Origin of the sequence: Streptomyces sp. NPDC052236, assembly GCF_044548015.1 — a bacterium.
In the GTDB taxonomy this organism is placed as follows: domain Bacteria; phylum Actinomycetota; class Actinomycetes; order Streptomycetales; family Streptomycetaceae; genus Streptomyces.
In genome coordinates, this window is the sequence record NZ_JBIUBL010000036.1 from 17,657 (window position 1) to 37,418 (window position 19,762).

Annotated in this window: 18 protein-coding genes; 7 read left to right on the plus strand and 11 right to left on the minus strand. The window is 70.1% G+C overall.

All coding sequences use genetic code 11. From position 1 onward, the window contains the following. Positions 1-76: 76 nt before the first annotated feature. Complete coding sequence (locus ACIHCQ_RS38995) at positions 77-403, minus strand: zinc-ribbon domain-containing protein (RefSeq protein WP_399673403.1); 327 nt, start codon at positions 401-403, stop codon at positions 77-79. Continuing rightward, positions 400-2,493: a HEAT repeat domain-containing protein gene (locus ACIHCQ_RS39000; RefSeq protein ID WP_399673405.1), complete on the minus strand. Its 2,094-nt coding sequence runs from the start codon at positions 2,491-2,493 to the stop codon at positions 400-402. Before ACIHCQ_RS39000 ends, ACIHCQ_RS38995 begins: the two co-directional genes overlap by 4 nt. Before the next feature lie 120 nt (positions 2,494-2,613). Here ACIHCQ_RS39000 and ACIHCQ_RS39005 point away from each other — a divergent pair, with 120 nt between their 5' ends. Then, a complete protein-coding gene (locus ACIHCQ_RS39005) occupies positions 2,614-3,468 on the plus strand; it encodes a nuclease-related domain-containing protein (RefSeq protein ID WP_399673407.1) in 855 nt (284 codons plus the stop codon). 45 nt (positions 3,469-3,513) lie between these two features. On the opposite strand, the gene ACIHCQ_RS39010 is transcribed toward ACIHCQ_RS39005, so the two are convergent. Together ACIHCQ_RS39010 and ligD are read right to left on the minus strand one after the other, a co-directional pair. Further along, the gene (locus ACIHCQ_RS39010; protein WP_399673409.1) at positions 3,514-4,422 is read right to left on the minus strand and encodes an ATP-dependent DNA ligase; all 909 of its coding nucleotides are present in this window, start codon (positions 4,420-4,422) and stop codon (positions 3,514-3,516) included. 7 nt (positions 4,423-4,429) lie between these two features. Next, positions 4,430-5,314, minus strand: coding sequence for a non-homologous end-joining DNA ligase (ligD, locus tag ACIHCQ_RS39015; protein WP_399673411.1), 885 nt, complete (start codon positions 5,312-5,314; stop codon positions 4,430-4,432). Between the two features lie 53 nt (positions 5,315-5,367). Between ligD and ACIHCQ_RS39020 the strand changes: the two genes are divergently transcribed. After that, entirely contained in the window at positions 5,368-6,399 is a 1,032-nt protein-coding gene (locus ACIHCQ_RS39020; RefSeq protein ID WP_399673413.1) for a Ku protein, read from the plus strand. On the opposite strand, the gene ACIHCQ_RS39025 is transcribed toward ACIHCQ_RS39020, so the two are convergent. After that, the gene (locus ACIHCQ_RS39025) at positions 6,396-7,004 is read right to left on the minus strand and encodes a TetR/AcrR family transcriptional regulator (protein ID WP_399673415.1); all 609 of its coding nucleotides are present in this window, start codon (positions 7,002-7,004) and stop codon (positions 6,396-6,398) included. The genes ACIHCQ_RS39020 and ACIHCQ_RS39025 overlap by 4 nt on opposite strands. A gap of 57 nt (positions 7,005-7,061) precedes the next feature. Here ACIHCQ_RS39025 and ACIHCQ_RS39030 point away from each other — a divergent pair, with 57 nt between their 5' ends. Beyond that, complete coding sequence (locus tag ACIHCQ_RS39030) at positions 7,062-7,457, plus strand: DUF2867 domain-containing protein (RefSeq protein WP_399673417.1); 396 nt, start codon at positions 7,062-7,064, stop codon at positions 7,455-7,457. Here the strand turns inward: ACIHCQ_RS39030 and ACIHCQ_RS39035 are convergent. From ACIHCQ_RS39035 to ACIHCQ_RS39045, 3 genes are all read right to left on the minus strand, one after another. Beyond that, the gene (locus tag ACIHCQ_RS39035) at positions 7,447-7,677 is read right to left on the minus strand and encodes a DUF6296 family protein (RefSeq protein ID WP_399673419.1); all 231 of its coding nucleotides are present in this window, start codon (positions 7,675-7,677) and stop codon (positions 7,447-7,449) included. The genes ACIHCQ_RS39030 and ACIHCQ_RS39035 overlap by 11 nt on opposite strands. Positions 7,678-7,850: 173 nt before the next feature. Further along, positions 7,851-9,590, minus strand: coding sequence for a serine/threonine protein kinase (locus ACIHCQ_RS39040; RefSeq protein ID WP_399673421.1), 1,740 nt, complete (start codon positions 9,588-9,590; stop codon positions 7,851-7,853). Between the two features lie 253 nt (positions 9,591-9,843). Next, on the minus strand, positions 9,844-10,287 hold the full coding sequence (locus ACIHCQ_RS39045; protein WP_399673423.1) for a hypothetical protein: 444 nt from the start codon (positions 10,285-10,287) through the stop codon (positions 9,844-9,846). Positions 10,288-11,043: 756 nt separating this feature from the next. Between ACIHCQ_RS39045 and ACIHCQ_RS39050 the strand changes: the two genes are divergently transcribed. The 3 genes from ACIHCQ_RS39050 to ACIHCQ_RS39060 are packed head-to-tail and all read left to right on the plus strand — an operon-like array spanning position 11,044 to position 14,096. Further along, positions 11,044-12,411, plus strand: coding sequence for a ferric reductase-like transmembrane domain-containing protein (locus ACIHCQ_RS39050; RefSeq protein WP_399673513.1), 1,368 nt, complete (start codon positions 11,044-11,046; stop codon positions 12,409-12,411). Positions 12,412-12,421: 10 nt separating this feature from the next. Then, positions 12,422-13,288 carry an FMN-binding protein gene (locus ACIHCQ_RS39055; RefSeq protein WP_399673425.1) on the plus strand — a complete coding sequence of 289 codons (867 nt, stop codon included), beginning with the start codon at positions 12,422-12,424 and terminating at the stop codon, positions 13,286-13,288. A gap of 40 nt (positions 13,289-13,328) precedes the next feature. After that, complete coding sequence (locus ACIHCQ_RS39060; protein ID WP_399673515.1) at positions 13,329-14,096, plus strand: FAD:protein FMN transferase; 768 nt, start codon at positions 13,329-13,331, stop codon at positions 14,094-14,096. 24 nt (positions 14,097-14,120) lie between these two features. Here the strand turns inward: ACIHCQ_RS39060 and ACIHCQ_RS39065 are convergent, their stop codons facing one another. From ACIHCQ_RS39065 to ACIHCQ_RS39075, 3 genes are all read right to left on the minus strand, one after another. Next, positions 14,121-15,209, minus strand: a complete 1,089-nt coding sequence (locus tag ACIHCQ_RS39065) for a DUF4185 domain-containing protein (RefSeq protein ID WP_399673427.1) — start codon at positions 15,207-15,209, stop codon at positions 14,121-14,123. 29 nt (positions 15,210-15,238) lie between these two features. After that, positions 15,239-16,876 carry a fucose isomerase gene (locus ACIHCQ_RS39070; protein WP_399673429.1) on the minus strand — a complete coding sequence of 546 codons (1,638 nt, stop codon included), beginning with the start codon at positions 16,874-16,876 and terminating at the stop codon, positions 15,239-15,241. Between the two features lie 80 nt (positions 16,877-16,956). Next, positions 16,957-18,435: an FGGY-family carbohydrate kinase gene (locus ACIHCQ_RS39075; protein WP_399673431.1), complete on the minus strand. Its 1,479-nt coding sequence runs from the start codon at positions 18,433-18,435 to the stop codon at positions 16,957-16,959. A gap of 187 nt (positions 18,436-18,622) precedes the next feature. Between ACIHCQ_RS39075 and ACIHCQ_RS39080 the strand changes: the two genes are divergently transcribed. Next, positions 18,623-19,714 (plus strand): glycoside hydrolase family 172 protein, encoded by a 1,092-nt coding sequence (locus tag ACIHCQ_RS39080; RefSeq protein WP_399673433.1) that lies wholly within the window; start codon positions 18,623-18,625, stop codon positions 19,712-19,714. Positions 19,715-19,762: the final 48 nt, after the last annotated feature.

Sequence of the window (19,762 nt, forward strand, 5' to 3'; positions counted from 1 at the left end):
TATGACCTTAGTTGCGCTTATCGCACCTTATGTCCCCGTGGCCTCTGTCCTTGCGGCCTCGGCTGTCCTTGTGGCCTCAGCGCTGGTACGGGTTTCCCTGGCCGGGCTGCGGCTGCTGCTGCGGCTGCTGCTGTCCGTACCCCTGGCCGCCCTGGCCGTCCTGCCCGCCCGCGGCCTGCAGCTGGAGCTGCTCGCCCTGCTCCTTGGTGATGTTCTGCTCCGCCCCGCAGAACGTGCACTGCGTCGCGTACTTCGTGGAGAAAGGGAACAGCGGAATGAAGAACAGCGTGAACTTCGTGACCCGCTTCCTGAGCGTGTGTGCGGAGGGGTTGCCGCAGTGTCCGCAGACCAGTGTCAGTATCGCGAGCTGGTACAGGTATCCCTTGGTGCCAAAGATGATCATGTTTTTGGTCCCTCCCGGGTCAGTGCCTGCCGGCACAGGGCCAGCAGCTTCTCGTCCGTAAAGATGTCATGGCTGCCGTACCCGCCGTCTATCGCGTTATGACGCCGTACGGAGGCGAGCTCGGCGCGCAGGACCCGCTCGGCCCCTTCGGCCACGTCGTCGGCGGAGGCGGCCAGGCGCTGCGCGGTCGCCACGCGGGTGTGCGGCAGCTCCTCCCAGGCAGCGAGCAGCACCGGCCACGCCCGCTCCGGATCGCCCGTCACCCGCCACAGCGCGATCGCCGCGTCCACCCGGGTCCACGGCTCGGCCGCCCCCAGCATGCGGCTCAGCGCGGGAGCCGCCGGTGCGCCCGCCGGGCCCAGCGCGCCGAGCGCCGTCGCCGCCGACCGGCGGGCCGCGGAGTCCGCCGCCCCCAGCGCCGTACGCAGCACGGGCAGTACGGCCCCGACGTCACCGTCGATCGCCCACAGTGCCCCGGCCGTACGCGCCATGAGCGCCACCGATGAGCCCCGGCTCCGCAACAGCGCCCGCAGCTCGGGCACGGCTTCCCGCGCGTCGGGACCGAAGGCGGCGAGGGTCCGCAGCACCGACTCGGTCACCCACTCCCTGCGGTACTCGGGCGCGCCCCGCAGTATGCGCAGCACCTCCGGCACCGCGTCGGCGGCGTGCAGCGCGGTCAGCCCGTACAGCAACGGCACGGCCCGGTCGTAGAGCTGCGCGTCCAGCGGTATCCCGCCGAGCGCGCGGCGCAGGGCGGGCGCGAGCGGCGCGGCGACCGCGCCCAGGTGGTCCAGCGCGTACCCCAGGTTGTGCGGGGCCTCGGGGCGCTCCAGCACCAGCGCGAGCACCGGCACCGCGCGCCGGTCGCCCGTCCGCGCCAGCGCCGTGAGGGCACTGCCGAGCGTGGGCGGCCCGCTCGCCCATGTGCGCACCCAGGCGGCGGGGTCCGCCGCCACCCGATCCGCGAGCGCGTCCGCGGCGGGTCCGGCCAGCGTGAACAGCTCCTCCAGAGCGTCGGCGGCGGCCTCGGCCAGCCGGGGCTCCGGGTCGGCGAGCTGCTCCCCGATCAGCCCGACCAGCTCTTCGTACGCGCCGCGCCAGGTCCGCAGCAGCCCGCCGCTCATCCGTACGGCGTCGATGCGCTGGCCCCAGTCGGGGCTGCACAACTGGTCGGTCAGCAGGGCTATTCGGTCGTCGACGCGATCGCTCAGACCGGAGTGGAGCGTACGCAGCAGGTCGGCTGTCCAAGGGGCGGGACGGCTGCCCTTCTCGACGTCCGTGTCGGTGTCGCGCCGCTCACGCAGCTGCCCCACGAGGGTCGGCGCCGACGGCCGGTCGGCGGCCGGAGCCGTCACCACGGGCTCGGCGCGCAGCTCGCGCAGCAGGCTCGTCACCACCGGTACGACATCGATGGGCAGTTCCTCCGGCACACAGCGGGCGAGCTGCGCGAGCGCGGCCAGCCGCAGCCCGGCGCCGTACGACACCCGGGTCAGCCCGGAGAGCCATTGCACCGCCTGGGGTGCGAGCCGCCCGTGCCGCAGCGCTATCCGGCCCGCGGCCTCGACGCACGCGAACCGCACCTCCGAGTCCGGCTCGGCGCGCAGCCGCTCCCGCAGCAGGTCGAGCACCAGCTCGGGATCGTCGTGCAGCGTAGCCAGGGCGAGGGGCGCGGCGAGCCGCACTCCGCGGTCCTCGGCGTCGAGCAGCCCGAGGAAGACGTCGGCGCCCTCGGTGACGGCGGACGCGGCCATCGCGTAGTTCGCGGCGTACTCGAACTCCTCGTCCTCGGGGTTCAGCTCGTCGTCGCCGTCCAGATCGATGCCGCCGATGCTGGTCAGGAGCTCGACTATGCCGCCGCGGTCCTGGACCGCGGGATTCGCCACGAGTTCGAAGAGGAACGGAATGCAGGCGAGCGTGGAGTCGTACACATCGCCCTGGTGGTGCACCGCGCCGTACATCCCGTCGAGCGCCGACTCGCGCTCGGCCGGGTCCGCGGAGGCCAGTCCGCGCAGTAATGCCGGCACGTTGTTCGCCTGTCCGTAGGCGTGCCTCAATACAGTCCAGTCGACCTCGTCGATCCCCCCGAACACGCCTGCCTCCTTTCAGAATCAAGAACGGTGCGCTAGGGGAGAGTGTGCACCACAGCTCCGACATCGCGGGGTTATTGCCTCGAAGCCTGTGGACTGTTCCCATGGTCGGGGGTGAGGCATATGACAGGACTCCGCGTCACACCGGCGCACATTCAGGGCCGGGACCGGCTGTACGTCAGTCTGCCGAACGGCCGGAAGGTCGCCTGGTACGACCACAGGGAAGACGGAGGCAGCGGGCGCGTCAGCCTCGTCTCGGAACGCCATCGCGACGATGTGCTGGCGGCCCTCGCCCCGTATCTCACCGGCGAGGTCACGATCGGCCCGCCGCCCGTCCCGGGCGCCGACGACCTTGCCAGGCTCTCCCTCCACCCCGACGACGATCTGGCGCCCAACCGCCCCGGCGAGGCGCTGCACGCCGAACTGGACGACCTTCCGGACCGGCGCGGCTTCGGGTTCGCGTCCGGGCTCGCGTCCGGGTTCGGCTTCCGGACGGACCCGCGCCGCGCCGAGCTGGCCGCGCAGGAGCTGCTGGGCGACGCGCTCGACCAGCTGGAGGGCGCGGGCTGGCGGCTCCTGCACTCCGTAGCCCTGCCGGGTGCCGAGCGCATCGACCATCTCGCCATCGGACCGGCCGGTGTGCTGGCCGTGCACACCCTCGCGGCCCGCCGCCTGCGCGTACGGATCGCCGACCCCATGGTCCGGGTCGGCCATGGCGAGCCGAGCCCCCGGCTGCGGCTGGCCCGCCGCTGCGCGGGCCGCGCCGCGCTCGCGCTGACGGCCGGAGTGAGCCCGCTGCTGGCCGTGGTCGGCGCGGCGCGGGTGGAGGTGGAGGGGGCGCCCCCGGAGGACGTACGGATACTGCGGGAGGACGAGGTGCCCGAGCAGCTGGGCAGGCTGGGCGGGGTGCTCAAACCGGCGGACATCGAGGCGCTGTACGCGACGGCGCGGGACCGCCGCACCTGGCTGCGGGTATAGCGGGTATAGCGGGTATAGCAGGTATAAGCGGGTATAACGGCGCGCTCAGTGGTCCTCGGGGAGCCTCAGCCGCAGCACCGTGGTCACGCTGTGCCGCGTGGTGCGCTGCTCCACCTCGGCCATCAGCAGCCCCGGTTCCACGGCCCGGTACTCGACCTCGCCGACGCCGACCGCCATCGCTGTCCCACTGCCGGTACTGGTCGCCGCGGCCAGTGCGGCGGCGGCCTCGGCCCGTAGGGCCGGTGGGAGCGGGCTCGACACCACGGGGGTGTCGTCGTCCGGCACCACCAGTACCAGCGCGTTCGGCCGCGTCTGCGGCCCGGTGAAGCCGACCACCGCTCCGTCGCGGGCGTTGGTGTGCCGAAGCTTCCGCCACGCGCGCGTGCCGCCCCGATACGTCTGGTCGACGCGCTTGACGACCAGCCCCTCGACCCCGAGCGCGGGCAGGGACTCGAACCAGGTGACCGCCTCATCGGCGTCCCGCGTCATCGGCACGGGTTGCAGCGGCGGCCCGAGCGGGCTGAGCAGCGCGACCAGCCGCTCACGCCGTTTCCCGTACGCCGAGAGCCGTAGATCCTTGCCGCCCTCGGAGAGGAGATCGAAGGCGGCGTAGGAGGCGGGCAGCCGGCGCGCGAGGGCGGGCGCCCGGCCGGGGGTGGCTGCCGCGCGCTTCTGTACGGCGGCGAAGTCGGTACGGCCCTCGGTCCAGACGACCACCTCGCCGTCGAGGACCGTGCCGTCCGGCAGCTGCCGTGCCGCGTCCGCGAGATCGGGAAAGGCGGCGGTGACGATCCGCCCGGAGCGGGCCTGGAGCAGCACCTTGGCGCCGATCCGGAAGATCACCATCCGGTGGCCGTCGAACTTCGGCTCGTACGCCAGGCCCGCCCCGCGCGGCAGCACATTCACCGACTCGGCGAGCGCGACCTTCACCGGCGGCCGGAGCGGGACATTCATGGCGCACTCACGGCAGGGGCCTGGCCCGGTTGAGATTGATGAGCGGGCCGAACAGGTCCCCGTACCGGGCGAGCCGCGGCGCGATGTCGCCGAGCCGGAAGACGAGATTCTGCCGCGCCGTGACGTCTTCGACCTCTTCCCAGGTCACGGGCGTGGATACGGTCGGTTCGGTGCGGGCGCGCAGGGTGTAGGGCGCGGCGGTGGTTTTCGCGGCGGCGTTCTGGCTGTGGTCGACGAAGACCTTCCCGGGCCGCAGGGAGCGGGTCATCCGGTGCAGGATCAGCCCTGGCAGCGAGGCCTGGCCCTCGACGGCCAGACTCTTCGCGTACGCGGACACCCGCTCGGAGGGTGTGGGCTCCAGTGGCACAAGGAGATGCATGCCCTTGGCGCCCGAGGTCTTGGCGTACGCGTACAGTCCGTCCGCCGCCAGCCGGTCGCGCAGCCAGAGCGCCACGTCGCAGCACTCGGCGATGGTCGCGGGTGCGCCGGGGTCGAGGTCGAAGACCATCCGGTCGGCGATGGCGGGCTCGTCCACGCGCCACTGCGGCACATGGAACTCCACCACCAGGTTTGCCGCCCAGATCAGCGTCGGCAGATCCTGTACGACGACCTGGCGCGCGTTCTTGTCCTCCGAGCGGGGCACGGAGACGGTCCGTACCCAGGAGGGGGTCCCGGGCGGCGGGTTCTTGGTGAAGAACAGCTGGCCGTCCGGCCCGTCCGGATACCTCAGGAAGGACACCGGGCGGTCGCAGATGTGCGCGAGGAGCGCGCCCGCGGTGGTGGCGTAGTAGTGCAGTATCTCGCCCTTGGTGGTTCCGGTGGCGGGGTGGAGGACCTTGTCGAGATTGGTGAGCGCGAGGCGTCGCCCCTCCACCTCCGTGATCGGTGTCATACGATGAGAATCCCACTATTCCGGGCGAATCGGATGAAAGGGATGGATGGAACGTGCGATCCATTTGGAACGGCGCGATCTCGTTCGGCCTGGTCAGCATCCCGGTCAAGTTGGTGAACGCCACCGAGAGCCACGCCGTTTCCTTCCGCCAGATCCACACCGCCGACGGCGGCCGGATCCGCTACCGCAAGGTGTGCGAGGTGGAGGAGAAGGAGGTGCCGTCGGCGGAGATCGGCAAGGGGTATGAGGACGCCGATGGATCGATCATCCCGATCACCGACGAGGACCTCGCGCAGCTGCCGCTGCCCACGGCGAAGACGATCGAGATCGTCTCCTTCGTACCGGCGTCGAGGATCGACCCGCTCCAGATGGACGCGGCGTACTACCTGGCGGCCAATGGCGTCCCGGCCGCCAAGCCGTACACGCTCCTGCGGGAGGCACTGAAGCGCAGCGACAAGGTCGCGGTCGCGAAGTTCGCTCTGCGCGGCAAGGAGCGGCTGGGGATGCTGCGCGTCGTCGGCGATGTGATCGCCATGCACGGCCTGCTCTGGCCGGACGAGATCCGCAGCCCGGAGGAGGTCGCCCCGGACACCGAGGTGAGTGTGCGGGACGCGGAACTCGACCTGGCGGACGCCCTGATGAACACGCTCGGCGAAGTGGACCTGGAGTCGCTGCACGACGACTACCGGGAGGCGGTCGAGGCCCTGATCACGGCAAAGGTGGAGGGCGGCGAGGTGGCCCCGGAAACGGCGCCGGCCGAGCGCGCGGGCGGCAAGGTCATCGACCTGATGGCCGCGCTGGAGAAGAGCGTGCGGGCGGCGCAGGAGGCGCGCGGCGAGGAGGGGGAGGCGGCGGCCGAAGGGGAGGGTGCCGAGGTCAGACCGATCAAGGGGCGCAAGCGGGCGGCGCCGAAGGCCCCGGCGAAGAAGACGGCCGCGGCCAAGTCCACGGAGAAGAAGGCCACCAAGGGCACGAAGGACACGACGGCGGACGCGAAGACGGACGCGAAGACGGACACGAAGACCGGTGCCGCCAAGAAGGCCACCCAGAAGAAGGCCGCCCCCAAGAAGCGCACCTCGGCCTAATTCGCTTCGTCGCGCCGCAGGAGGCTGTCGACCACAGCCTCCAGATAGCTGTCGCGCTCCGCCCCGACGGGCAGCGCCTCCGGTACGGCATGGCTGAGCTGCGTGTGCCCGAGATAGCTGGTGTACGCGAGCAGCCCGCGCTGCCGCGCCTGCTCCGCCGGGAAGCCGAGCTCCTCGAAGGCGTGCGCCACGTACCCCACGCGGCGTTCGGTCACCCGCCGCAGTACGACGGCGACCTGGGGGTGGTCGGCGGTGGCGAGCAGGGTGACCTCAAGGGGATCGCGCGCGGCGGAGGCGGTCGCCCCGGCGAAGAGGCTGCGAAGCCGCGTCTCGGGGTCCGGCTCGGACTCCATGGCGGTGATGATCTCTTCGGTGCGGAGCTCCTCCCACCGGGCGAGGGCGGCGTCGATGAGCGCGTCGCGGTTGGTGAAGTGCCAGTAGAAGCTGCCCTTGGTGGTCCCGAGCCGCGCGGCGAGCGGCTCCACGGCGACGGCGGCGAGCCCGCGCTCCCTGATGGCGGCGAGCGCGGCGTCGGCCCAGTCGCGCGCCGTCAGCCTCGTACGCCTCTGCGCTGCCTGCGCCTGTCCCGCCCGCTCTTGCGCCATGTCCGTACGCTACCGTACGGTCCAGGTCAAACATACGCCACCGTACGGAGGTACGGAATGCGCACGCCACGCCCGGCCGCGACGGACATCCCTCCCGGAGCCACACTGGCCCACCAGGCATTCGACCGCCGCCCAGACTTCGCGGACGCCTGGCAACTCCCGCTGCACCCCGGGATGGACCGCGCCCCCGAGGCATGGCGGAACGTCCTGCCGTTCCCGGTCATGGCGAGGTCCCCCACCGAACTCCTCCTCGGCGAGGACGCGGGCCACCTGGACTTCCGCGCGTCGATCCTGATCGAGAACGACACAGTGACGCTCTCGACGGTGGTACGGATCCACAACCGGCGCGGCAGGCTCTACTTCGCGGTGATCCGCCGCGTCCACCCGCCGATGGCCCGTCTGATGCTGCGGCGCACCCACCGCCGCATGGCGCTCGGGACGCTCAGGAACTGAGTGCGCGCGCCACCAGTGGCATCCCGGGCGTCTGATGTCCACCACTGGCCAGCATGCGCACCTCGCCGCGTGCGCTGATCTCCGCTCGTACGATCCCGGTCTCGTCCTCGTAGATCGGGTACCCGCCGGCTCCCGACCGTTCGGTACGCCGGACGACCACGACGTCGTCCTCCCCGGCGAACCCTCGAAATACCAGCTCGTAGCTTTCCGGGTAATGCATGGGAGCCTCCCGCAAGGCTCTGCAGAGGCCTGAAGCGCCGCTTCACCTTTCGCCGCTGCCAACTCCTCCCATGGTGGCGCAGGCATGCCTGTAGCGCCTCATGGGGACGCGGGCCTTTGGGAATCGTCCCGGATCACCCTTCACACCTGGCACTTCATGCCGCGCCGACCACCTCAGGCAGTCTTCGGCTTGGCGAAGGTCCACAGCGCGCTGTCACTGTCCGTGCAGGGGTGGATCTTGAGGGGCGCGTCGGTCGCGCCGTCGAGGTAGTTGCCCGGGCCGGAGAGCACCAGGCACAGGTTGTTGCTGGAGTAGCTGCGGATCCAGTACTGGTTGCCGGCCGCGTCGTCGACCTGTTTGTCGAGCCACCACAGCTGGTTGTCACTGGTGGTGCCGTCACAGACGAACTCACTGACGAAGGTACCGGCGGGCTCACCCTCGTAGTTGGGCAGGTCCATGCAGAATCCGTCCGTGGTGTTCCGCATCTGGAACAGACTGCTCTCGTTGGGAGCCTTCTTCGTGTAGCGGACCTCCAGATTCCACAGCTGGTTGTCCTCGTCGGGCGGAAGGCACGCGGAGTCGTTGACCGGACCGGTCACGGCGCCCTTCTCCCTGCCCAGGATGTCGGCGCAGTGGCCGGTCTTCACGTTCATGATCTGCACATGGGCGAGGCTCGCCGGGTCCGGGGGCGTCTTGGCTTTCGGCTTCTCCGACGCCCCGCCTCCGCCGTTGCCTGCGGACTGTTTCTCGTTCTGTTTGTCGTTCTGCCCGAAATACTGGGGGGCGATCAGGACTGCTGCCGCGATGACAGCCACTCCTGCGGCCCCCATCAGAATGAAACGGCCGCGGCGCTGTCTGGTGTTACCGGGAACGGCTCCGGGCGCAGGCAGGGGGAAATGCACGGTTTCTTGGACGTGGAGGAGGGGGGCTGCGGCTGCCGGTGCTGGTGCTGGTGCTGGTGTGCCGGTGGGTGCGGTAGGTGCGGTGGGGAGCACCATGGTCGGCTGGTACTGGCCCGCGGGAGTGACGGCCTGTACCACCGGTGGCGTGGGCAGGCCCATGGTGGCCGAGGCTGAGGTCAGGGCGTGGCGGTAGGCCGGGTGATCCACGAGGGACGCCTGCGGCTGGCAGCGCGCGACGATCTCATCGGGACGCAGACGTACTCGCGGATCGCGGGTGACGCACGCGGAGATCAGCTCCGCGAGGGCGGGCTCCACACCGTTGAGATCCACGCTCTCGTGAACAGCGCGGTAGGAGATGGCGGCGAAGAGACCTTCGCCGTAGGGTGCCCGCCCGGTGGCCGCGAAGGCGATGGTCGCGCCGAGGGCGAAGACGTCACCGGCCGGTCCGACGTTGTTGTGGGTGAGTATCTCGGGCGCGGTGTAGCCCGGGGTGCCCATGGAACCGACCTGGGTCAGAGCGGTCTGTTCCGAACCGCGGGCTATGCCGAAGTCGATGAGCTGCGGACCGGTCGCGGAAAGTATGACGTTCTGCGGCTTGATGTCGCGGTGCCACACCCCATGGGTGTGGATGTCGCCCAGCCCCTCGGCCAGGGCAGCCAGCAGCGCCCGGCACAGATCCGCAGGCAGCGGGCCGTCCGCGGCGACCGCCGTGTCGAGAGTCGGCCCGGGGACGTACTCGGTGGCCAGCCAGTACGGCGGAGCGGATATCTCGGAGTCGATGAGGGCCGCCGTGTACGCACTGCGCAGCGTCCGGAGTGTCTCCACCTCACGACGAAATCGCTCTAACGCCTGCGGGTTGTTCCGGAACTGATCGCTGATCACCTTGACGGCGGCCGGGCGCCCTCCGGGGGACCGGCCGAGATACACACTGCCCATCCCGCCGGAGCCCAGACGGCCGGCGAGACGGTAGCGGCCGATCTCCATCGGATCAGATTCATCAAGCGGTTGCACGGAATGGTCTCCAAGGAGCTACAGCAGGCCGCCCAGCTCAAAACATGCCACAGCCCGACAATCAACCCAATCGACGTTGCCGCACCGCACGGTTCACCGGCCAACTCGTACCGACGCCGCCACCGTCAGCACGACAGCTGACACAGTATTACGACGGCCAACTCCACGGCGAACTGGTCCGTTTGGTGATCCGCCGTGCCGGGGGGCGCCGGATCCACGTCGTCCCGCACGGGGCTCAGGACGCGGCACAGCCCTACGGCACCCGTACGGGCACCAGGTTTCCCGGATTGTCGAGCCATATCTGCCGGCCTTGCGGCGACACAGCCAGGCCGTACCGATCGAACCCTGGCTCGCCCTGTTGCTTGTACCAGCGCATGACGGCCTCGGCCTCATTCCACAGCCGACGCGGGCCGGACTGCACGATGTCGTACTCGGTGCGGTCCTTCTCGAAGTCGGCAGTAGCCCATGACGTTGCGGCCATGTCGAACAGCCACAGCCGGTAGGCGCCCTTCTTTCCCCACACGGGACGACAGAACAGGTCCGGCACCTGCACGCCGAGCGTGAACATGTGGACCCAGTCGCCCATGTCGTCGGGCGACAGGGCCGACACGCTCTGGTCGCCCCGCGCCGGCCACTCCTCCCCGTCGAGATAGGCACTCGTCGGCGGGAACGTCTCGCGCTGGTCCCTCAGGCGCATGAACGCCGAGGACATCAGGAACGGGCCGGACGCCGTACCGACGCGCCCGATGCTGCTGTACTGGCCTTACTCCCACGGCGCACCTTCGCGCGCGCCGTGCGGCCGGGGCGTACCACCGACCAGCGGCAGGAAGAGGACCGGACGAGCGGTCCACTCGAACCGGACGTCGCCGCATGACACAGCGAACACGTACGCCGAGACCGGTTCCTCGAACGCGGACCCGATCAGGCGAAGCGACAGGGCAGGACTGCATGCGGTGAGGTGTCGGCGAGCTGGGATCGAGCGCCCACCACTCGCACAGATAGCCTGCGATCACCTTCCCGACCATGGCCGTCGCCGTCAGCTATTTCCGGCGCGGGCCCGAACGGGGCCGGTATCCACGACCTGAAGAAAACTGCCCCACTTCTCGACCTGTCGCGCTACCTCGTCGTACTCCTGCGCAATGGGCGAGATCATTGAGCGCCAAGGGTGTGAGCAGCGCGCTCGCTTTGGGCGCCGGGCGCCACCACCAGCCCCTGGGCCCGATCCGACACCGCGATAACTGATGACTGTGCCGTTCGCGTTCAACAGCCTCGGCAGCCATAGACCTGCGCACGGTACGCGCAACGAGCGCCAGCCGATTGAGGCTGCTGGGAGCCCACGCGACGGAGACGCGCTGACCCGGCTTTCCGATCTTCCCCGGCGTGGCATTGAACGGCGGCCCCCTCCGCTCCGTATGCACCGTAGCGGGCGCGAATATAGGGAGCAGCCGTGACGATGATGCAGAATGGTCGGGCCGCCAGACGGCAGACCATGCGCGCGATCCAGCCCCGGCGTTCGCCGGCGGCCCTGCTGCTCGTGCTCTGCTGGGGCGGTGCGGCGGCCGTGATGGCGCTGTGGTGGCAGAACACGGCGACCGTACAGATGACCACCGCCGAGTGGCTCATCGGCGCGGGCCGGATCACCGGGTTGCTCGGCGGGTACACGATCGCGATCGTGGTCCTCCTGATGGCCCGCGTTCCCGCGCTCGAACGCCGCGTGGGCTCCGACCGGGTCGCCCGCTGGCACGCTATGAGCGGGCGGTACGCCGTCAGCCTGATCGTCGTGCATGTCGTGCTCACCATCTGGGGTTACTCCGTTCAGGGCGGCACCCCCCTCGTGGAGCAGACCGTCACCGTCGTGGTCGACTTCCCGGAGATGATCAAGGCGACCGTCGGCACCACGCTGCTGCTGTTCATCGGCTTCATCTCCGCCGGGGCGGTGCGCCGGCGGATGCGTTACGAAGTCTGGTACTACCTGCATCTCACCACCTACGTGGCGGTCTACCTGACCTTCTGGCACCAGCTCGCCAACGGCTCCGAGTTCGTCGCCAATGCCACCGCGCGCACCGTCTGGTACGTGCTGTACCTGGCGGTCGGCGGCCTGCTCCTCTGGTACCGCGTGCTGGCCCCCATCCGTCTCAACATCTGGCACCGCATGCGGGTCGACTCCGTCGTGGACGAGGCCCCCGGCGTCGTATCCGTACTGATCAGCGGGCGGCGGCTGCACCGGCTCGGGGCCGAGTCCGGGCAGTTCTTCCGGTGGCGGTTCCTCGCCAAGGGGCTGCGCTGGAGCGCCAATCCGTACTCCCTGTCCGCCCCGCCCCGGCCGGACCGGCTGCGGATCACCGTCAAGGCCGTCGGCGGGCACAGCATGGCGCTGTCCAACCTGGAGTCGGGGACGCGGGTCTGGGCGGAAGGGCCCTACGGGGCCATGACCGCCGCCCGGCGCAGCCGGGGCAAGGTGCTGCTGATCGCCGGCGGGGCCGGGATCACCCCGCTACGGGCGCTCTTCGAGACGCTGCCCGGCAACCCCGGCGATCTGACGCTGCTCTACCGGGCCAGCAAGGTCGAGGATCTGGCCCTGTGGGGCGAACTGCGGGAGATCGCGGAGAGCCGCGGGACCCGGCTGATGTACGCCGTCAACAGCCCCGGCGGCATACGGCCCGAGATCACCCCGCAGCGGCTCAAGGAACTGCTGCCCGACATCGAGGAACACGACGTCTACCTGTGCGGCCCACCCGGGCTCGCCGAGGAGTCGTACGAAGCCCTGCGCACGGCGGGTGTGCCCGCACGCCGTATCCACCACGAGTCCTTCGAGATGTGAGGCAGCCGCCGTGAAGAGGAAACACCCACTGCGCCGGATCATGATCGGTGCCGCCGCCACCGTGTCCGGGGTCGTACTGCTGCTCGCCCTGAAGATGCCGATGTCCGAGATATCCGGCTCGTCATCGGTCCAGGCGGGCGGCGCGCTGCCGCCCGCCGCCGCGGCCGGTGCGCAGACCGTCCTCGGGGACGTCGCCAAGACGCAGTACGGCGAGGTGCAGGTACGGCTCACCCTCGGCGGTGGCCGGATCACGGCCGCCGAAGCGGTCAAGGCGCCCAACTCCGAAGCGCGCAGCCAGCAGATCAGCGCCGATGCGATTCCCAAGCTCAACGCGGCGGCGGTCGCGGCGCAGAGTGCGCAGCTCGACGCCGTGTCCGGGGCGAGCTATACGAGCAAGGGCTACCTGGAGTCCTTGCAGAGCGCCCTGGACAAGGCCGGTGTCGGCGGTGGGGGAGGAGCAGGTGCCGGGGACGTTGAGGCCGGAGGGGCGGCTACGCCTCCTCCTGTCGCCGCGCCTGAGCCTGAGCCCGAACCTGTTGTTACTCAGCCTCCTCCTCCCGTGGAGGAGGAGGCCGAGGCTGAGCCTGAGGCGGACGGGGGGAATCAGACCGTCCTCGGCGACGTCGCCGACACCCAGTACGGGCCCGTCCAGGTCCAGATCACCCTCAGCGGCGGAAAGATCACCGCCGCCGAGGCCGTCAAGACCCCGAATTCCGACGCCAACAGCCGCTCCATCGCCGCCAACGCCGTGCCCCAGCTCAACCAGGCGGCGGTCGCGGCGCAGAGCGCGCAGCTCGACGCCGTCTCCGGCGCGAGCTATACGAGCCAGGGCTATATGGAGTCCCTGCAGAGCGCATTGGACAAGGCCGGTGTCTGAGCCCGCGCAGTTGACGCGGCTGCGTCACGTCGAGCACACCATGGGCACGGTGTTCTCGTTCGATGTCCGCTTCCCGGCGGACGGCGGCGGCGAGGCACGCGTACGGGCCGGGCTCGACGCCGCCGTGGCCTCCCTCAACGATGTGGACGAGGTCTTCTCCACCTACCGCCCCGACAGCCAGATCAGCCGCCTGGGCAAAGGCGAACTCACCGTGCCGGACTGCGCCGCCGAGGTCGCCGAGGTCCTTGGCCTGTGCGAGGACGCCGAGCGCGAGAGCGACGGCTGGTTCACCGCCTACTACGCGGGCGCCACCGACCCCACCGGCCTGGTCAAGGGGTGGGCCGTCGAGCGCGCGGTGCGCATGCTCGCATCGGCCGGGGCCAGTGCCGTCTGCCTCAACGGCGGCGGCGACATCCAACTGCACGGCGGGCCTTGGCGGGTGGGTATCTCCGACCCGCTGCACGCCGGCGGGCTCGCCGCGGTGGTAGAGGCCCACGGGGCACACGAGGCCTACGACAGTCTCGCCGTGGCCACCTCCGGCCCGGCCGAGCGCGGCTGCCACATCATCGACCCCCGTACGGGCACTCCCACCGGCGCGCCCGGCACCGGGCTCGCCTCGGTCACCGTCGTGTGCCAGGGGCTGACACAGGCGGACGCGCGGGCGACAGCCGCGTACGCCATGGGGAGCGATGCGGCGCGCGGCTGGCTGGAGGAGCTGCCGGGGGCGGAGGGGTTCGCGGTCACTGTGGACGGTTCCACCTGGCAGACCAGTGGTTTCGCCCGGCACACCGCGAAGTTGAGGGTATGACCCCCACCCCCGGCCGCTCGGTTGTCAGCCCGCCAGACCGTTGATGCGGTACTGCATGACCCGGTAGTTCTGGTTGTCGTACCACTGGCTGACCGCGATGTGGAAGTTGGCGAACGTCGAGCCGGGGTAGATGAATCCGCCGTACGGGCTCGCGACGGCGTTCCCGGTCTCGTTGCCCGGTGTCGTCGGGACGATCATCGTCTGCTCCGGGATGATCGTCAGATTGCTGGTGGGCAGCGGGAAGACCTGGGCCCGCATGGACAGGACGTCCATGTTCAGCCAGGTGAAGGCGTACTTGCCGCCCATCGCCCGGAAGCAGATCTCGCCCCACTTGCGCCGCGCGCTGATCGAGGTCGGGTAGTTGCCCCACGCCCAGACGCCGTTCGCCCAGCCCCAGGGCTGATACGCGGCCGGGTTGCCGACCTGGTCATGGCGGACCCGGTGCAGCAGCAGGTCCGATGCGATGTCCCGGTTGAAGACGGTGGACAGGACGTAGCAGTAGCCGTCGTCGGCGACCGCGTACGTCTTCTGCTGGTACTGGCCGCCGTACTGGTCACCCGGCCACTGGCACAGGTACTCCCACGTCTCACCGTTGTTGGTCGAGCGCCAGAAGTCGGAGTGGTGGGTCTGGTAGAGCACGCCCCGCAGCAGATGCATATACATCGTATTGCCGATGGTGAACACGTCCGAGGGTATGGCCGTGGTGCCGCCCGTGTGCGGTTCGGGGACGAGGCCGACCGCGTGCGATCCGCCGACGCTGCCGTTGATCACGAGCCGGTTCAAGTCGGTGGTGCCGCTGGCGCGCAGGGCGACCGGGGCGCGCCAGTCCGGGCCGCCGACGCCCTCTCCGTCGAAGGTGTCCCCGCAGACGAAGAGGGTCGTGCCGTTGGGGCAGCGGACGGGTATGCCGAGGTCGGTCCAGGGCGAGGCGTACGCGCCCGTCTCGGCCGGGCCGGTGACGTTCCTGATTTTCGTGCCGGTGATGGCGGCGGCGCCCGCCCGCGCGGGTGTGGCGGACAGGCCGACCGCCGCCGCTGTGGTGACGCCCAGACCGGCCGTCAGGAGCGTACGGCGGCTCGGGCCTACCGCGTTCTGAATCGGTGGAACTGTCATGCAGACTCCTCTGTCGGTCGGTCGGATGACTACAGCGCTACGTCTCCACACAGGTGGACGGCGACGCCCAGCTCCGCGAACAGCGCCGCTTTGGCGCGCAGTGCCTTGTCCGCGGTCTCCGCGTCCGGCGCGTACGCCACATTCAGATGGTTGGCGCGGTGCCGCGCCATGAGCTGGTCACGGCTCACCCCGTGCAGCTCCGCGTGCATGATCGGCCACTGCGGTGTCGTCGCGTCGAGCCGTCGCCGCGTCTCCTCTGCCGGCAGCTCCACCGCTGTCGCCCGCCCCAGATCGACATGGAGCACACCGTCCATCAGGAACACCCGCGACCACACCAGTTCGCCGGGCTTGGAGACGCCGCTGAGTGTGCCGCCGCCGAGCGGGAAGAACATGGGGGGCTGGCGCATGCTCCACGACTTGTCGTAGCCGCCGTGGTGGGAGGCGGGGACGGCGCCGGAGATCTCGAAGACCCAGATGAACCGGCCTTCGTACTCCTCGCCCCAGCGGATGTCGTGCAGCGTGGTGGCCGGGTCCAGGCCCATGGCCGTCCAGATGCGGTTCGTGACGAGCGAGTCGACCGCCACACCCTCGTCCACCTCGTTGAAGTGCGGCAGCGGGACACCCGCGTACAACTCCCGTACGCCGTCACGGCTGCGCACCGGCGGACGCTCGACGTTGTTGAGCAGACCCTCCGCCAGATCGCTCGCCGGGACGGTGTCCTTGAGGCCCTGCTGATACTGGATGCCTACGGCGTCGAGCCCGAAGTCGTCGGCGATCCGCAGCGCCGCTGTGTACATCTTGAACTGGCTGTGCAGCTGTGCGTCGGTGAGCTCGGTGGCCTCGTCCGTGCCGGTGTGGAAGGTCATGCCCGCCGCGTCGAGCCACGCCCGTACGGCGCTCGCCTCCTCGTCCGAGACCCGCTCCATCTCCGCCACCAGGGCGCTCTGCGACAGGCGCTCCTTGTAGATGCCGAGCGGGTTGAGCAGCTCGTCGTCGAAGATGGCGTTGTACATGCCCATGCAGCCCTCGTCGAAGACGCCGATGATGGCCTTCTCGGTACGCAACTGCCGGGCGAGGGCCACGCCGAGCTCGGTCTCGGTGTCGTCGGGGAGTGTGGTGAGAGGGCGTACATGGCTGGTGTCGTGCGTGAGGACGCCCGTCTCCAGCCAGGTGCGCAGGCCGTCGCGCGCCCAGTCGTCGGTGAAGTCGACGCTCCACAGCACGGAGTACGCGCGGCCCGCCTTGGTCAGGCTGCCCGCGAGGTTCAACAGGCCCACCAGGCCTGGGAATTCGCCGCTCCAGTTGGCGACGATCAGGATCGGGCCGCGGTGGTCGCGCAGCCCGGCGAGCACATGGTGGCTGTACTGCCAGACCCCCTCCACAACGATCAACGGGGCGTCGGGCGGCACGTTCTTGAAGACCTCGATGCCGAGGCGCTGGCTGTCGATGAAGCCGTGGCCCTTGACCAGGTCCAGGTTGTGGGCGCGGTGGACCTTCCGGCCGAGGGTGGCGAGCGCCGCGGTGAGGTCGGTCTCCAGTTTTTCCTGCGTCGGCCAGCAGGTGATGTTGGCGCTGGGGCGCAGGTCGCCGCTGGCGACGGTGTAGACGGTGCCGGGCTCGGCGGCGGGGGGCCGGTGCGGTTCGGGCAGGGTGTAGGGGGTCGTCATGCCAGTCTCCGTAGGTGTGCCTGGATGTGCGTGTGCCTGGGTGCGGCCTGGTGTGGGGGAGTGGGTGGTGGTGGCGGGCGTCAGCGGTCCTGCATCGCCGCCAGCGCGTGTACGGCCTCCCGGGTCTGCGGGTACAGCCGCCGGTAGAGCCCGTACAACTCCTCGTAGCGCCCGGTGTGCGCGGGCCGGGGCATCACCGTTTCGCGCACCGGGTTCCACGCGTCGATCGAGGCGTCGCCGACGAGTTGCGCCGCCAGCAGCGCGCCGCCGTAGCTCGCGCCGATGGTCGTGGAGCGCAACTCCTGCTCCCGGCCCGTGATGTCGGAGATGATCTGCGTCCACAGCGGTCCCTGCGTACCGCCGCCGACGGCCACCACCCGGCGGATGTCGCCGCCGACGGCCTCTATGACCTCGATGTTGTGGCGTACTCCGTACCCGGTGGCTTCGAGCGCGGCCCGGTACAGATCGCCGCGGGTGTGGGACAGGGTGAGCCCGGCGATGACGCCGCGCGCCTCCGGGTCCATGACGGGTGTGCGCTCGCCCGAGAAGTACGGGAGCATCAGCAGGCCGTTCGCCCCCGGTCCCGATGCCTCCGCCAGCCGCAGGAGGCCGGTGTGGTCGGCGGCGCCGAACAGGTCGCGCAGCCAGTTCGTCACCGCGCCGGAGGTGGCCATGCCGCCCGCCAGGTTGCTGGTGCCGGGCAGCGCGCCGACCGTGCCCCACAGGGACGGGCTGGTGAGCGGCTTCTCCACGGTGTGGATCAGGAACATGGTGGTGCCATACATCAGCATCAGATCGCCGGTGTGCTGGGCGCCTACGCTCAGCGCCTCCGCCCAGGCGTCGATGGTGCCGGTGGTGACGGGGATGCCGGCCGGCAGATTCGTCTCCCGCGCCGCCTCGGCGGTGACCGTGCCCGCCGCCTCGCCGGACCAGCGCAGCGGCGGCAGTTCGATGCCGGGGGCCACCTCGCGGGCCCAGGGGGCGTACCAGTCGCGCGCGGCCGTGTCGTACAGCGGAGTGCACTGGCTGGCGGAGTGGTGGTCGAGCACATAGGCGCCCGTCAGCCCGCGGACCAGCCAGGAGCTCGGCATATAGAGGCGGCGCGCGCGGGCGTAGAGGTCCGGTTCCTCCTCGGCGACCCAGGCGATCTTCGGCCCCGCCGCCTGGGTGGTCAGCCGTGAGCCTGCCCGCGCGGTGATGGCCTCGGGGCCGAGCCGCCGTTCCAGCCGTTCGATCTGGGGGACGGAGCGGGTGTCGACGCCGTAGAGGATCGCGGGGCGCAGCGGTACGTCGTCCTCGTCCGTCAGCAGTACGCAGGGGCCCATGCCACTCACGCCGACCGCCACCACGGCGGCGTCCCCCGGCGAGGTCAACTCGCGGGTGAGCTCGGTGAATTCCTGCCACCAGAGGGAGGCGTCCATCTCGAAGCGGCCGGGGCCCGGCCGGGAGGGGGTGTGTTCCCGTACGGCCGAGCGGAGCAGTACGCCGTCCAGACCGACGAGTACGCCCTTGCTGCTGGAGGTGCCGATATCCACACCGATGACTGCGTTGCGAGGCATGAGTGGCACCGTTGCAGAAATCGATTTCACGGTCAAGAGGGCGCCCCAGAATGGCCCCAGTCTGCGGCTGATGCCGTCTCGACCCTTGACACCCTGAGGGCTCGCTCCTACCTTTCGCTGAAATGGATTTCAGAGCGGTTTCGACGCGGAGCGCTCCCGTACTTCACCCCTGAGGGCAGACAGAACGATGACAACGTTTGGACTCGACGGCATCTCCCGCGGGAGCCGCGCCGTAAGCCGATCCATCAGCGCCGAGAACCCCACCGGCGCCAAGTCGGCCGGCGGAAGGGCCACCGAGGGTACGGGCGCGGTCGCGGCGAGCAGGCTCGGTCCCGGCTGGAAGATCTCGCCCAGCATCGACATCCCCGCAGGCCGGACCGTTACGCTCGCCGACATCGAGGGCCCCGGCACGCTGCGCCACCTGTGGTGCACCACCGCGCCCCACCAGGCCTGGCGCTCCACGCTGTTGCGCATGTACTGGGAGGGCGAGGAGAACCCGGCCGTCGAGGTGCCGCTCGGCGACTTCTTCTGCAATGGCTGGAACACCTTCAGCCAGGTCTCCTCCGTGCCCGTCGCGGCCAACCCCAGCGGCGGCTTCAACGCGTACTGGCCCATGCCGTTCCGCCGCGCGGCGCGCATCACGCTGGAGAACCTGTCCGCCGAGACCGTCACGCTCTACTACCAGATCGACTACGAGCTCGACGAAGTCCCCGACGACGCCACGTACTTCCACGCGCAGTGGCGGCGCAGCCATCCCGTGCCGTTCGGTGAGGAGCACACGCTGCTCGACGGCGTCACCGGCGCCGGGAGTTACGTCGGCACCTACCTGGCGTGGGGCGTCAACAGCCCCGGCTGGTGGGGTGAGGGCGAGGTCAAGTTCTTCCTGGACGGGGACGAGGAGTTCCCCACGATCTGCGGCACCGGAACCGAGGACTACTTCGGCGGCGCGTGGAACTTCGACGTACCGGGCCAGGGCTACACCGCGTACACCACGCCCTATCTCGGGCTGAACCAGATCCTGCGGCCGGACGGGCTGTACTCCAGCCAGCAGCGCTTCGGGATGTACCGCTGGCACATCCTCGACCCGGTCCGCTTCTCCGAGGACCTGCGGATCACGGTCCAGAGCCTGGGCATCGGGCCCGGCCAGGGCAACGGACTGCCGCACCGCTACCGCCACACCAGCGACGACATCGCGAGCACCGCGCTGTTCTACCTGGACGCGCCGAGCTCCACGTCACGCCCGGCCACGCCGGACCTGCTCACCCTCGAAGTCGACTGACCTCTCCCACTCCGTCCCCTCCCACCACTCCGAACAGGAGCGCACAAC